Here is a 13,470-nt window from a genome sequence, read left to right as displayed (position 1 = left end):
CCGGATTCGCGGGGTTCGGGCGCCCGGCGGCGGGGCCAGGCAGGCGGGGCGGCATGCGCCGCCCGGCGCCTTCCCGGCTGGGGCTAGTTCCCCTCGCCGAGAAGCGCCGCGTTCACCGGGTCGGGCGCCTCGAAGGCCACCCAGTGGCCGGCGCCGGGCACCACCAGGGTTTCGGCTCCCCTGGCCTGGAAGAAGGCGATGCGGGAGGCGAGGTCGGGCAGGGTGATGGCGTCGCGCTCCCCGTAGATGACGGAAAGGGGGGGGCGGACCTCCCCCAGGGCGTCGCGCAGGCTGGTGGGGGTGGTGACGCGGCGGCTGGGGAAGCGGGCGTGGTCGCTGTTCCAGGCCTGGATGGCCAGGGCCTCGGCGTCGATCCGGGCGGGGTCGGCGATCATCAGGCGGGCCAGGTTCTCGCGGTGGGCGGCGGTGCGGTCCTCGCCCAGGCGGTCGCGCACGGAGAGCAGGGGGGTGGGCTGGCGGGGCAGGCCGAGGCCGCCCGCGCCGAGCAGGGTGAGCTGCGTCACGGCTTCCCCGTGCCGGGCGGCGACGTGGCCGGCGATGATGGCGCCGAAGGAGAAGCCGGCCAGGCGGTGGGGGGTGCCCGGCCCCAGCCGGGCGGCGATGCCGGCCGCGACCAGGGCGGCGATGCCCCAGAGGTCGGCCTCGGGCGGGGGGAGGTCGGATTCGCCGAGGCCCGGCAGGTCGGGGGCGAGGACGCGGTGGCGGGCGGCGAGCGGGCCGATGTTGCGCGCCCAGTGGCGCCAGGAGCCGGCGCCGCCGTGCAGCAGCACGAGCGGCGGGCCGGCGCCCCATTCGTGCCAGGCCATGCGGCCGGCGCCGAGGGGCGTTTCGGCGCGGGTGGCGGTGGCGGCGAGGTGGGCCAGGCGGCCTTCGGGCGGGCCCTTGGGGGTGAAGCTGTCCATGGGCGGGTTCTCCGCGCAATGGCGGGGAAAGGGAACCTCCTGCCGCGCGGGCGCGATCTCGGCTAGAGGGGCGGGGCGCCGGAGGAGGGGACTGATGATCGACTTTCGCGGGCAGCGGATCCTGTGCCTGGGCGACGTGATGCTGGACCGGTTCCAGTACGGGCGGATCGACCGCATCTCGCCCGAGGCGCCGGTGCCGGTGGTGCGGATGGTGGACAGCCGGGCCATGCTGGGGGGCGCCGGGAACGTGGCCCGCAACATCGTCTCGCTCGGCGGGGAGGCGGTGCTGGTGGGCGTGGTGGGGGAGGATGCGGCGGGGCGGGAGGTGGCGGCGCTGATCGCGGCCAGCCCGGGGCTGGTGGACGCCAATGTGCGCTCCGCCACGCGCCCGACCATCGCCAAGACGCGCATCATCGCCGGGCACCAGCACGTGGTGCGGCTGGACGAGGAGGTGACGGCGCCGGTTTCGGAGGCCGACGCGGCGGCGGCGCGGGCGCGGGTTTCGGCCATGCTGCCGGGCTGCCGGGCCTTGGTGGTTTCCGATTACGCCAAGGGGCTGCTTTCGGCCGATGTGGTGGCGCACGCCATCGCGGAGGCGCGGCGGCTGGGGCTGCCCGTGCTGGTGGACCCCAAGCGGGAGGATTTCGGATTCTACCGCGGGGCCACGGTGCTGACGCCCAACCTGCGGGAGTTCCGCGCGGCGGCGCGCGCGCGGCTGGGCGAGGCGCCGCTGGAGACGGATGCCGAGATGGCGGCGGCCGCGCATGCCCTGATCGGCGAGGCCGGGGCGGAGGCGATCCTGGTCACGCGCTCGGAGAAGGGGATGCTGCTGGTGGAGGCCGGGGGCGGGGTGCATTCGGTGCCCGCCCATGCGCGGGAGGTGTTCGACGTCTCGGGCGCGGGGGACACGGTGATCGCGGTGGTGGCGCTGGCGGTGGCGTCCGGGCAGGCGCTGCCGCGCGCGATGCGGATCGCGAACGCGGCGGCGGGGGTGGTGGTCGGCAAGCTCGGCACGGCGACGCTGGACGAGGCGGAGCTGGCGGCGGCGGTGGAGGCCGATGCGGGCGAGGACGCGGAGGTGGCGGGCAAGGTCGCGGCCTCGGCCGGGCAGGCGATGGCGGTGGTGGAGGGCTGGCGCCGGCGCGGGCTGGAGGTGGGCTTCACCAATGGCTGCTTCGACATCCTGCACCGCGGCCACGTGACGATGCTGCAGGCGGCGCGGGCCAAGTGCGACCGGCTGGTGGTGGCGCTGAACACGGATGACAGCGTGAGCCGCCTGAAGGGGCCGGGGCGGCCGGTGAACGCGCTGGAGGACCGGCAGGCGGTGATCGCGGCGCTTCGTTCCGTGGACCTCGTGCTGAGCTTCGCCGAGGACACGCCGCTGGACCTCATCACCCGGCTGGGGCCGGACGTGCTGTTCAAGGGCGCGGACTACACCGAGGACCAGGTGGTGGGGGGCGAGGTGGTGCGGGCGCGCGGCGGGCGGGTGGCGCTGATCGAGCTGGTGCCGGGGCGGTCCACGACGAACATCATCGCGCGCAGCCGGGCCATGGCGGGGTAGGGGGAGCTTGTGACTCCGGGGAGAGGAAGAAGGAATTCTTCCTCTCCCCGGACCCCTCTCCATCATCTTTTTCTTCGGATTGGGAATGCTCGGCGGGTGGTGCGCCTCGGGTCTTGGACCCGAGGCGACTGCCAAGGCAGGACGGGCGGCTGGGGCCGGCGATCGCTCCATCTGCGCGAGCCAGATGGGGGTCCAGGGGCATCAGGCCCTTGGCGGGTGAGGTCTGGGGAGGGGGGCGCCCTCTCCAGGGGCCGTCTCAGTGCCGGAAGTGGCGCATGCCCGTCATGACCATGGCGAGCCCGGCTTCGTCGGCCGCCGCGATCACCTCGTTGTCGCGCATGGAGCCGCCGGGCTGGATGACGGCGGTGGCGCCGGCGGCGGCCGCGGCCTGGAGGCCGTCGGCGAAGGGGAAGAAGGCGTCGGAGGCGACCACCGAGCCCTGGGCGAGGGGGGTGTCGAGGCCCGCGGCCTTCGCGGCCTCGGCGCTTTTCCAGGCGGCGATGCGGGCGGAATCGACGCGGCTCATCTGCCCCGCGCCGATGCCGACGGTGGCGCCGCCCTTGGCGTAGACGATGGCGTTCGACTTCACGTGCTTGCAGACGCGGAAGGCGAAGACGAGGTCCAGCATCTCCTGGGCGGTGGGCTGGCGCTTCGTGACCACGCGGAGGTCGGCCATGGCGACGCGGCCGGCGTCGCGGGACTGGGCGAGGAAGCCGCCGCCGACGCTGCGGAAGGTGGTGCCGGGGGCGGCGGGGTCGGGCAGGCCGCGGGTGAGGAGGAGGCGGAGGTTCTTCTTGGTGGCGAAGACCGCGCGCGCCTCGTCGTCGGCGTCGGGGGCGATGACGACCTCGGTGAAGATCGAGGTGATGCGGCGCGCGGCCTCGGCGTCGAGCGGGCGGTTGGCGGCGATGATGCCGCCGAAGGCGGAGACGGGGTCGCAGCGGAGTGCCGCGTCCCAGGCGGCGTTGAGGTCTGCGGCGGTGGCCACGCCGCAGGGGTTGGCGTGCTTGACGATGACGATGGCCGGTTCATCGAACTCGGCGACGGCCTCGAAGGCGGCGTCGGTGTCGTTGAGGTTGTTGAAGGAGAGTTCCTTGCCCTGCACCTGGTCGGCCGTCGCGATGCCCGGGCGGTGGGTGCCGTCCAGGTAGAAGGCGGCCTGCTGGTGCGGGTTCTCGCCGTAGCGGAGCGTCTGCTTCAGCATCCCGGGCACGGAAAGGCGCTGGGGGAAGTCCTGCTCCAGTTCGGCGGCGAACCAGCGGGCGATGGCGGCGTCGTAGGCGGCGGTGCGGGCATAGGCCGCGGCCGCGAGGCGCTTGCGGGTGGCGAGGGAGGTGCCGCCGGTCTCGGCAATCTCGCGCGCGACCTCGATGAGCTGTTCGGGCTCGGTCAGGACGGCGACGTGGGCGTGGTTCTTGGCGGCGCTGCGGATCATGGCGGGGCCGCCGATGTCGATGTTCTCGACGCAGTCCTCGTAGCTCGCGCCGCGGGCGACGGTGGCCTCGAAGGGATAAAGGTTCACGCAGACCAGGTCGATCGGGGCGATGCCGTGCTTCTCCACCTGGGCGACGTGCTCGGGCAGGTCGCGGCGGAACAGCAGGCCGCCATGGACGCCGGGGACCAGGGTTTTCACCCGGCCATCCAGGATCTCGGGGAAGCCGGTGTGGTCGGACAGCTCCACCACGGGGATGCCGGCCTCGCGCAGCGCCTTGGCGGTGCCGCCGGTGGAGAGGATTTCCGCCCCTCCGGCCGCGAGGGTGCGGGCGAATTCCACCAGTCCGGTCTTGTCGGAAACCGAAAGGAGGGCACGGCGGATCGGGAGGGTGGACATGGCAGGCCGGATAGCGCGGGGCGGGGCGGGGCGCCAGGGCGCGTGCGCGGGGCAGGTCTGCTTGGGATTGCGGCGTTTCGATTTGCAATGAGGAACGATGGGGGAACGCGCTTGTGTCCGGCGGAGATGGCTTGCCCCCAGGGCTTGTGGTTCGGCGCCATGGAACACCCGTCAGCGATTCGTTCGCGCGACTCGGGTGAATGACCTGATTCGGCGGGTTTTCCCCTTCGGTGCGTTCGGCATCTGTTCGGTGGCCGACTCGAAAGCGTGTGGAACATCCAGTTGCATCGCCGGATCCAACCAGCGTGGCGGCGCCGCGTTCCCGGCACGGTCATCCCGGCCAGCAAGGCGAAATCCCCATGGCGACAGGCACCCCCGAGGCACCCCCGGTGCGTTCCCTCCTGGCCGGGCGCCGCGCCCTGGTGACGGGCGCCTCATCCGGTATCGGCTTCGCGGTGGCGCGCGGCCTGGCCGCGGCGGGGGCGGCGGTGGCGGTGAACTACCATTCCAGCCGGGAGCCGGCGGAGGCGCTGGTGGAGGAGATCCGGGCGGTCGGGGGGCGGGCGGTGGCGCTCGGCGCCGACGTGTCGAAGGAGGAGGAGGTCGCCGGGCTGATCGACCGCACGGTGGCCGAGTTCGGCGGGATGGACGTGCTGGTGGCGAATTCCGGCATCCAGAAGGACGCGCCGGTGGGGGAGATGACGCTCGCGGACTGGAACGCGGTGATCTCGCTGAACCTGACCGGGCAGTTCCTGTGCTGCCGGGAGGCGATCCGGGCCTTCCGGGCGGCGCCCGAGCCGGAAGGGCGGGCGCGGGGGGCGATCGTGTGCATGAGTTCGGTGCACGAGCTGATTCCCTGGGCCGGGCACGTGAACTACGCGGCGGCCAAGGGCGGCGTGCGGATGATGATGCAGACCCTGGCGCAGGAGGTGGCGCCCGAGCGCATCCGGGTGAACGCGATCGCGCCCGGGGCGATCCGCACCCCCATCAACAAGGAGGCCTGGGGGACGCCGGAGGCGCTGGAGAGGCTGCTGAGGCTGATCCCCTATGGCCGCATCGGGGAGCCGGAGGACGTGGCGCGGGCGGCCACCTGGCTGGCCTCGGACGAGGCGGACTACGTCACGGGCACCACGATGTTCGTGGACGGGGGCATGGCGCTTTATCCCGGCTTCGTCGGCAACGGTTGATGGGAGAGCCCATCGAGAACCACGGCATCGTCGGCGATCTTCGCACGGCGGCCCTGGTGGGGCTGGACGGGGCGGTGGATTTCCTGTGCTGGCCGCGCTTCGATAGCCCCAGCGTTTTCGCCTCCATCCTGGATGACGAGAGGGGCGGGCGCTTCGAGCTGATGCCCCTGCTGGACGGGGCCCGGCACCGCCAGCTCTACCTGCCCGACACCAACGTGCTGCTGACCCGCTTCCTGTCCCATGACGGCGTGGCCGAGATTTCCGACTTCATGCGGGTCGGCGGCACGCAGCGGCTGGTGCGGCGGGCCAAGGCGGTGCGGCAGGCCATGCGCTTCCGCATGCGCTGCGCCCCGCGCTTCGACTATGCGCGGGCCATGCCCACCCTGCGCGAGGAAGGGGGCAGCCTGGTCTTCGAGGGGCCGGACGGGATGGCGCTGCGGCTGCGGGCCACGGTGGCGCTGCGCGTGGAGGGCGCGGACGGCGTGGCGGAGTTCGAGCTGCAGGCCGGGCAGGCCGCCGCCTTCGTGCTGGAGGACGCGGCGCTGGGCAATGCCCGCCCCGCCGATCCGCGCGAGGTGGCGGATTGCTTCAAGGTGACGTCGGACTATTGGCGGCGCTGGAGCGCGCGCTCGACCTATCGCGGGCGGTGGCGCGACATGGTGAACCGCTCGGCCCTGGTGCTGAAGCTGATGACCTCGGCCAAGTACGGCTCCATCATCGCGGCCCCCACCTTCGGCCTGCCCGAGACGATCGGCGGCGTGCGGAACTGGGACTACCGCTACACCTGGATCCGGGACGCGGCCTTCACGGTCTATGCCTTCCTGCGGCTCGGCCACACGGCGGAGGCCAATGCCTTCATGCGCTGGCTGGCCGCGCGGGGGGCGGAATCCGGCCATGACGGGCACCTGGACCTGATGTACGGGCTGGATGGGCACCGGCAGCTGACCGAGACGGAGCTGCCGCATCTTTCCGGCTACGAGAACTCGCGCCCCGTGCGCATCGGCAACGGGGCGGCCGGGCAGCTTCAGCTCGACATCTACGGGGAGCTGATGGACGCGGCCTATCTGTCCGACAAGTACGGGGAGCAGATCTCGCACGACGCCTGGCTCGGCATCACCCGTTCCATGGACTGGCTGGCGGAGAACTGGGAGCAGCCGGATGAGGGCATCTGGGAGGTGCGCGGCGGGCGCCAGCACTTTCTGCATTCGCGGCTGATGTGCTGGGTGGCGCTGGAGCGGGCGATCCGGCTGGCGCGCAAGCGATCCCTGCCCGCGCCGCTGCTGCGCTGGGCGGAGGCGCGGGACGCGATTCACCGCGACATCCACGAGAACTTCTGGAACCCGGAGCTGCAGGCCTTCACCCAGGTGCGCGGCGGGGCGGCTATGGACGCCGCCTGCCTTCTGATGCCGCTGATGCGCTTCATCAGCCCGACCGACCCGCGCTGGATCTCCACCCTGCGCGTGGTGGGGGAGCGGCTCGTGGTGGACAGCCTGGTGCGCCGCTACGAGGACGAGAGCGTGGACGGGCTCGACGGCATCGAGGGGAGCTTCAACATGTGCTCCTTCTGGTACGTGGAGTGCCTGGCGCGGGCGGGGGACGTGAAGAGCGCGCGCTTCCTGTTCGAGAAGATGCTGGGCTACGCCAACCATCTCGGCCTTTACGCGGAGGAGCTGGGTCCGGCCGGGGAGCACCTGGGCAACTTCCCCCAGGCCTTCACGCACCTGGCCCTGATCAGCGCCGCCTACTACCTGGACCGCGCCCTTTCGGCGTCCGAGGCGGGGCCGGTGTGAGGGGGCGGGGGCCCGGCCCCCGGCGGGATGGGCGGGGCCAGGGCCTCGATGATGCCGCATTCCGACACCTTGCCGTGGCGGCACTGCCCGACCAGGGCGTCCAGCTCCCGGCGCAGGGCCTGGAGGTCGGCGATCTTGCGGTCCACCTCATCCAGGTGCTCGCGGGCGATGCCGTCCACGGCCTCGCAGGAGCGGTCGCGGTCCTCGGCGAGGTCGAGCAGGGTGCGGATCTGGTCCAGGGAGAAGCCGAGGTCCCGGGCGCGGCGGATGAAGCTCAGGCGGTTGAGGTGCGGCTGGCCATAGGTGCGGTAGTTGCCGGCGCTGCGGGCGGGGGCGGCGAGCAGGCCGACCCGCTCGTACCAGCGGACCGTCTCCACCTTCGTGCCGGTCGCCCTCGCGAGGGCCCCGATGTTCAGCGAATTCTCCGCGACCATTCCCTTGACCCTGTAGCGGCTACAGGGTCCATCTAGGGAGCCACGATGCCCGGTCCAAGTGAGCCGGGCAGGTCCCGGATGGGGGTGGCTGCGATGGCTGATGCCGTGACGGATGCGGGCGCGGGGACTTCCTCGGCCCTGCGCTACCGGGTCGAGGGAATGGACTGCCCGTCCTGTGCCGCGACGATCGAGACGGCGGTGGGCCGCCTCGAGGGCACCGGGGACATCCGGGTGAACTACCAGGCCCAGGTCCTGGCCCTGCGGCTGGACGAGGCGGCCACGCCCCGCTCGGCCGTGGAGGAGCAGATCCGCCGGCTGGGCTACGGCGTCGTCCCGGTGGAGGCGCCGCGGGTGGAGGCCGGGGAGGCCGGGCCGGCCGCGGAGGAAGGGCCAGGCCGGGCGCGCCCGGCCTGGTGGAGCGGCGCCAAGGCCCGGCTGGCGCTTCTCATCGGCGCCCTGGGGGCGGGCGGGTTCGGCCTGTCGCTCGCGGTGCCCTCGCTGGACCACTGGGCCTATCTGCCCGCGGCCCTGCTCGGCCTCGGCTTCTTTGGCCGCAAGGCGGCGGCGGCGGCGCGGGCGGGCTCGCCCTTTTCCATCGAGATGCTGATGTCGATCGCGACGGTGGGCGCGATCCTGATCGGCGCGACCTCCGAGGCCGCGACCGTGGTGTTCCTGTTCACGGTCGGCGAGCTGCTGGAGGGTGTCGCGGCCGGGCGGGCACGGTCGGGGATCGAGGCGCTCGGGGCGCTGGTGCCGAAAACGGCGCTTCGCATCGAGGATGGCACGGCGCAGGAGGTGCCCGCGGCGGGCCTCGCGGTCGGGGACCTCGTCCTCGTGCGGCCCGGGGACCGCGTTCCGGCGGACGGCGCGGTGGCCGAGGGGGAGTCCGAGGTGGACGAGAGCCCGGTGACCGGCGAGTCCGTGCCGGTGGCCAAGGGCGAGGGCGCCCCGGTTTTCGCGGGCAGCATCAACGCCTCCGGCGCGCTGCAGGTCCGGGTGACGAAGCCCGCCCACGACAACACCATCGCCCGCATCATCCGCCTGGTGGAGGAGGCCCAGGAGGCGAAGGCGCCGACCGCCCGCTTCATCGAGCGCTTCTCCGCCATCTACACGCCGATCGCGGTGGCCGTGGCGGCCCTGGTGGCGGTGGCGCCGCCGCTTTTCCTGGGCGAGGAATGGGGCACCTGGATCTATCGCGGACTGGCGCTGCTGCTGGTGGCCTGCCCTTGCGCGCTGGTTCTCTCGACGCCCGCGGCGATCGCCTCGGGCCTGGCGGTCGGCACCCGGCGCGGCCTGCTGGTGAAGGGCGGCGGCGCGCTGGAGGCGATCGGGCGGATCCGCACGGTGGCCTTCGACAAGACCGGCACGCTGACGGAGGGGCGCCCGCGGGTGACGGACGTGCTGGCTCTCTCGGGTTCGGGGCGCGCCATGCTCGGGCTGGCCGCCGCGGCGGAGAGCGGGTCCAGCCATCCCCTCGGCCGGGCGATCCTGGAGCGGGCGGAGGCGGACGGCATTCCGCTGCGCCCCGCCCGGGACGTGCGGGCCATCCCGGGCAAGGCCGTGGAGGCGGTGGTGACCGGCCGGCGCGTGACGGTTGGCTCGCCCTCCTTCGCCGCCGGGGAAGCGCCGCTTCCGGGCGAGGCGGAGCGGGCGGTGGCGGCCTGGGAGGAGCAGGGGAAGACGGTGGTTGTCGTGTCCGTGGACGGGGTGCCGTCCGGGCTGATCGCGGTGCGGGACGAGCCGCGGGCGGATGCGAGGGATGGTATCCGGATGCTGGGCGCCATGGGCGTCCGGTCCGTCATGCTGACGGGCGACAACGCGCGCACGGGGGCGGCCATCGCCGGGGCGCTCGGCCTGTCGGTGAAGGCGGGGCTGCTGCCAGGGGACAAGCTGCGCGAGATCGGCGCGCTCCGGGCGGAGGGGGCCGTGGCCATGGTGGGCGACGGCATCAACGACGCGCCCGCGCTCGCCGCCGCCTCGGTGGGCATCGCCATGGGCGGGGGGACCGACGTTGCCCTGGAGACCGCCGATGCGGCGCTGCTGAACAGCCGGGTCGGGGATGTCGCGGCGCTGGTGGGGCTTTCGCGCGCCACCCTGGCCAATATCCACCAGAACGTGGCGATCGCGCTCGGCCTGAAGGTGGTTTTCCTGGTGACCACCGTGGCGGGCATCACCGGCCTTTGGCCGGCCGTGCTGGCCGATACCGGGGCCACGGTGCTGGTGACGCTGAACGCGCTGCGGCTGCTGCGGTACCGCTTCGGGGCGGCCGCCTGACGTCAGGCGGTGGTCAGGACAGCCCCCGCGCGGTGGCCGCCGCCTGGCCGAGGTCCTCCACGAAGCGGTCGTATTCGCGGGCCTTGGCGGCGGGGTCGGGCAGGCGCAGCAGGTAGGAGGGGTGGACGGTGGGGTAGAAGGGCCGGCCCTCGGGGTCGCGCAGCAGGGAGCCGCGCAGCTTGGTCACGGGCATGGCGCGGCCCGAGACGGCGCGGAGCGCGGTGGCGCCGAGGGTGACGATCAGGCGGGGCTGCACGAAGCCGATCTCGCGCAGGAGGAAGGGGCGGTAGAAGGTGATGTCGCCGGCATCGGGCGACTGGTGCAGGCGGCGCTTGCCGGTGGGCGTGAACTTGAAGTGCTTCACGGCATTGGTGACATAGGCCTCGTCCCGCGCGACGCCCGCCTCCTCCAGCGCCTTGTTCCAGAGGCGGCCGGCGGGGCCGACGAAGGGCTGGCCCTTCAGGTCCTCCTCGTCGCCGGGCTGCTCGCCGATGAACATCAGCAGGGGGTTCTGCGGGCCTTCGCCCATCACGGGCTGGGTGGCGTTGGCCACCCAGGGCGGCAGGTCGTTGCGCGCCAGCAGGTCGCGGCGGAGGGCGGCCTGGGCCTCGGGGAAGGGGAGCGTTTCGGAGAGCAGATCGGCGGGCATGTGGGCTTCAACGCCGGGGGCGCTGCCGGGCTGCGCCTCGCGGAGATGGGCGGGCAGGTGGACGTTGCGCTGGCGGCGTTCCGCGGGCGGGGTGGCGCCGCGCGCGACCATCTCGGCGACGCGCTTCGGGGCCTCGGCCATCAGGCGGGGGATGTCCTGCGCTTCCGGCAGGTTGCGCCAGTACTTCCTGGGCATCTCGGCGCGCATGGCGTCGGGCTTGAGGCGGGCGGGGTTGAAGATCGAGGCGAAGTAGGTGCGCCAGAGGCCCTCGGCGGCGTCCTCGGAGGGGGCGTCGGCGCGGCGGGCGCCGGGGCCGAAGGCGACCTCCTCCCCGTCCCAGTGGGCGGACAGCCCGGGCGTGAGGATGGACCAGCGCAGGGCGGCGAAGCGGCGGGCGAAGAAGCCGGCCTCGGCGCGCAGGATGTGGTGCTCGGGCTCGAACCAGGCGACGAAGCGGCTGTCCGGGGCGGGGGCGATGGCCGGTGATTCGGTCTGTGGTTCGGCGGGGGCTGGATCGGGGGTGGCTTCCGCGGGTTCCTCCAGGCGGCCGAGGTCGCGCAGCGCCAGCGCCACCGTGCGGGCGTCGCGGGCGCGCGCGGGATCGTGCGGGACCGCCGGGGCGGGCGGGGGCGGAAGGGGGGCGGCGGGCGCGCCGTTCTCCACCTTCACCTCCCGGAAGCGGACAAAGGCGTGCATCTTGTGGGCGTCGCGCCGGACGGAGCGGGCCATGGCGTTGGCACGGGCCACGGCGGGGTCGGCGGCGTCCTCCAGCAGGCCGCGCTCGCGCTGGAGGCGGTGCAGCAGGCCGTGCAGCAGCGCGAAGCGGGCGGGGTCGCGGTGGCGGGACACCAGGCGCGCGAGGTCCGGGAAGTCGCGGGGGACGCGGGGCGGCGGGGCATCGGGCGGGGGCGCGGGCGGGGCGCCGCCGCCGAAGAGGGGGACGGGGTCTCCCTCCACCAGCCAGTCCACCTCCTCGGGCGCGATGTTGGCCATGACCAGGGCGCGGGAGGCTTCCCGCCAGCCGTCGAAGTCGTCGGGGGTGGCGAGGCGGACGCTAAACATGGCCGAAGAGGGGGAGCTGCACCGGGCGGGCGATGAGGCCGGCGGGGAGGATGGCGTTGCGCTCCGCCAGCCCGTTCTGCGGGAGGACGAGGGCGCGGAGGTCGGCGCGGTCGAGCAGGCCGGCGCGGGGGTGGTGGTCCAGCGCCGTGACGAAGGGCGCGACCTTGCGCAGGCTGACGCGGAGGCGGGCGAGGTCGGCCATGCGGAAGGCGCGGACGCGGCGGGCGGCGATGATGCGGTCCACCGTCTTGGCGCCGAGGCCGGGCACGCGGAGCAGCATCTCGCGGTCGGCGCGGTTGATGTCCACGGGAAACACCGCGCGGTGCTTGAGGGCCCAGGCGAGCTTGGGGTCCACCTCCAGGTCCAGCATGCCGCCCTCGCCGCCGGCCATCACCTCGGGCGCGGTGAAGCCGTAGAAGCGGAGCAGCCAGTCGGCCTGGTAGAGGCGGTGCTCCCGCACCAGGGGCGGGGCCGAGGGGGGGAGGGCCGCGGCGGCGTCGGGGATGGGGGAATAGGCGGAGAAGTAGACGCGCTTGAGGCGGTAGGAGCCGTAAAGGTTGGCGCTGAGGTCGAGGATGGTGGCGTCCGTGGAGGCGTCGGCGCCGACGATCATCTGGGTGGACTGGCCGGCGGGGGCGAAGCGCGGGGCCTCGGCGCGGCGGCCGCCGGCCATGGCGATGCGGGTGGTGGCGGCCTCCCGGCGGGCCTCCTTGGCCTCGTCGATGCGGGTGCGGAGGCCGGCCATGGCGCGGCGGATCTGGCCGGCGTCCTTTTCCGGGGCGAGCGCCTTCAGGCTGGTGGGCTCGGGCAGCTCCACGTTGATGGAAAGGCGGTCGGCGTAGAGGCCGGCCTCGGCCAGCAGGGCGGGGTCGGCGTCGGGGATGGTCTTGAGGTGGATGTAGCCCTTGAAGCCGTGGGTGGTGCGGAGCTCGCGGGCGACGCGGACGAGCTGCTCCATCGTGTAGTCGGGGGAGCGGATGATGCCGGAGGAGAGGAACAGGCCCTCGATGTAGTTGCGGCGGTAGAAGTCGAGCGTCAGCTCCACGATCTCGCGCACGGAGAAGCGGGCGCGGCGGACGTTGGAGGAGGCGCGGTTGATGCAGTAGACGCAGTCGAACACGCAGGCGTTGGTCAGCAGCACCTTGAGCAGCGAGATGCAGCGCCCGTCCGGCGCATAGGCGTGGCAGATGCCCATGCCCTCGGTGGAGCCGAGGCCGCCGTCGCGGCTGTCGCGCTTCTCGGTGCCGGAGGAGGCGCAGGAGGCGTCGTATTTCGCGGCGTCGGCGAGGATCTCGAGCTTCTCGCGCAGCTCCATCGTGGGTGTCTTCCGGCTGGCATGGGCATATGGCCCCGCATCCCGCCGCCGCAAGAACGGACATGGAACGGAAGGCTTGGCGGCGGGTCTCTCCCGGCGGCTCCGCCGTGGCAGGGGCGCCGGATTCACATCGCGCCCGCGCTTGGGAAATGGTGGCCATGGGATTATGTGCTGCGGCGCATCATCCGCCGAACCGAGGTTTCATGTCCGATTCGCCCGCCAACCCCGCGCAGCTTCACTTCATCTGGGGCGGCGTCTTCACGGACGCGAGCTTCTCGACGCTGGAGCCCGGAACGGAGGAGGCCTACGGCCCCTATCACGACGGCCGCACCGCCGACCGGATCTGGAACGAGAAGGCGCGCCGCAACATCGACATCGCCAATCACCGGCTCTTCGTGATCACCGTGCCGCGGCCGGGTGGCGTGAAGGCGGGCTGAGGCCGGC

The 13,470-nt window shown here is 73.2% G+C and carries 10 protein-coding genes; 5 read left to right on the top strand and 5 right to left on the bottom strand.

From position 1 onward, the window contains the following. Window positions 1–83: 83 nt before the first annotated feature. On the bottom strand, window positions 84–923 hold the full coding sequence (locus ACFFIC_RS22420; protein WP_377054511.1) for an alpha/beta fold hydrolase: 840 nt from the start codon (window positions 921–923) through the stop codon (window positions 84–86). A gap of 97 nt (window positions 924–1,020) precedes the next feature. On the opposite strand from ACFFIC_RS22420, the gene rfaE1 reads away from it, so the two are divergent. Then, complete coding sequence (rfaE1, locus tag ACFFIC_RS22415; protein ID WP_456306964.1) at window positions 1,021–2,484, top strand: D-glycero-beta-D-manno-heptose-7-phosphate kinase; 1,464 nt, start codon at window positions 1,021–1,023, stop codon at window positions 2,482–2,484. A gap of 256 nt (window positions 2,485–2,740) precedes the next feature. On the opposite strand, the gene purH is transcribed toward rfaE1, so the two are convergent. Continuing rightward, complete coding sequence (purH, locus tag ACFFIC_RS22410; protein ID WP_377054507.1) at window positions 2,741–4,315, bottom strand: bifunctional phosphoribosylaminoimidazolecarboxamide formyltransferase/IMP cyclohydrolase; 1,575 nt, start codon at window positions 4,313–4,315, stop codon at window positions 2,741–2,743. A 359-nt stretch (window positions 4,316–4,674) separates the two neighbouring features. Between purH and ACFFIC_RS22405 the strand changes: the two genes are divergently transcribed. Together ACFFIC_RS22405 and ACFFIC_RS22400 are read left to right on the top strand one after the other, a co-directional pair. After that, window positions 4,675–5,502, top strand: coding sequence for an SDR family oxidoreductase (locus ACFFIC_RS22405; RefSeq protein WP_377054505.1), 828 nt, complete (start codon window positions 4,675–4,677; stop codon window positions 5,500–5,502). After that, window positions 5,502–7,292, top strand: a complete 1,791-nt coding sequence (locus tag ACFFIC_RS22400; RefSeq protein ID WP_377054503.1) for a glycoside hydrolase family 15 protein — start codon at window positions 5,502–5,504, stop codon at window positions 7,290–7,292. Before ACFFIC_RS22405 ends, ACFFIC_RS22400 begins: the two co-directional genes overlap by 1 nt. Here the strand turns inward: ACFFIC_RS22400 and ACFFIC_RS22395 are convergent. Further along, complete coding sequence (locus ACFFIC_RS22395; protein WP_377054501.1) at window positions 7,247–7,726, bottom strand: MerR family transcriptional regulator; 480 nt, start codon at window positions 7,724–7,726, stop codon at window positions 7,247–7,249. The two genes, ACFFIC_RS22400 and ACFFIC_RS22395, sit on opposite strands and share 46 nt — an antisense overlap. 93 nt (window positions 7,727–7,819) lie before the next feature. Here ACFFIC_RS22395 and ACFFIC_RS22390 point away from each other — a divergent pair, with 93 nt between their 5' ends. Then, window positions 7,820–10,000, top strand: coding sequence for a heavy metal translocating P-type ATPase (locus ACFFIC_RS22390; RefSeq protein ID WP_377054499.1), 2,181 nt, complete (start codon window positions 7,820–7,822; stop codon window positions 9,998–10,000). A gap of 13 nt (window positions 10,001–10,013) precedes the next feature. Here ACFFIC_RS22390 and ACFFIC_RS22385 read toward each other — a convergent pair whose 3' ends face one another. Continuing rightward, entirely contained in the window at window positions 10,014–11,711 is a 1,698-nt protein-coding gene (locus tag ACFFIC_RS22385; protein WP_377054497.1) for a UdgX family uracil-DNA binding protein, read from the bottom strand. Next, window positions 11,704–13,026 carry a putative DNA modification/repair radical SAM protein gene (locus tag ACFFIC_RS22380; RefSeq protein WP_377054495.1) on the bottom strand — a complete coding sequence of 441 codons (1,323 nt, stop codon included), beginning with the start codon at window positions 13,024–13,026 and terminating at the stop codon, window positions 11,704–11,706. Before ACFFIC_RS22380 ends, ACFFIC_RS22385 begins: the two co-directional genes overlap by 8 nt. A gap of 203 nt (window positions 13,027–13,229) precedes the next feature. On the opposite strand from ACFFIC_RS22380, the gene ACFFIC_RS22375 reads away from it, so the two are divergent. Continuing rightward, window positions 13,230–13,463 (top strand): DUF4170 domain-containing protein, encoded by a 234-nt coding sequence (locus tag ACFFIC_RS22375; protein ID WP_377054493.1) that lies wholly within the window; start codon window positions 13,230–13,232, stop codon window positions 13,461–13,463. Window positions 13,464–13,470: the final 7 nt, after the last annotated feature.

This window comes from Muricoccus vinaceus (genome assembly GCF_042433125.1).
Lineage (GTDB): Bacteria > Pseudomonadota > Alphaproteobacteria > Acetobacterales > Acetobacteraceae > Roseomonas > Roseomonas vinacea.
Note: the sequence above shows the minus strand (reverse complement) of the source record. Positions and strands in the feature narration are given on the sequence as shown.

Bases quoted from the DNA above. Each gene is read 5' to 3' on its own strand.
- ACFFIC_RS22420 (WP_377054511.1), bottom strand. From the start codon at position 923: ATGGACAGCTTCACCCCCAAGGGCCCGCCCGAAGGCCGCCTGGCCCAC.
- purH (WP_377054507.1), bottom strand. From the start codon at position 4,315: ATGTCCACCCTCCCGATCCGCCGTGCCCTCCTTTCGGTTTCCGACAAG.
- ACFFIC_RS22405 (WP_377054505.1), top strand. From the start codon at position 4,675: ATGGCGACAGGCACCCCCGAGGCACCCCCGGTGCGTTCCCTCCTGGCC.
- ACFFIC_RS22400 (WP_377054503.1), top strand. From the start codon at position 5,502: ATGGGAGAGCCCATCGAGAACCACGGCATCGTCGGCGATCTTCGCACG.
- ACFFIC_RS22395 (WP_377054501.1), bottom strand. From the start codon at position 7,726: ATGGTCGCGGAGAATTCGCTGAACATCGGGGCCCTCGCGAGGGCGACC.
- ACFFIC_RS22390 (WP_377054499.1), top strand. From the start codon at position 7,820: ATGGCTGATGCCGTGACGGATGCGGGCGCGGGGACTTCCTCGGCCCTG.
- ACFFIC_RS22385 (WP_377054497.1), bottom strand. From the start codon at position 11,711: ATGTTTAGCGTCCGCCTCGCCACCCCCGACGACTTCGACGGCTGGCGG.
- ACFFIC_RS22380 (WP_377054495.1), bottom strand. From the start codon at position 13,026: ATGGAGCTGCGCGAGAAGCTCGAGATCCTCGCCGACGCCGCGAAATAC.
- ACFFIC_RS22375 (WP_377054493.1), top strand. From the start codon at position 13,230: ATGTCCGATTCGCCCGCCAACCCCGCGCAGCTTCACTTCATCTGGGGC.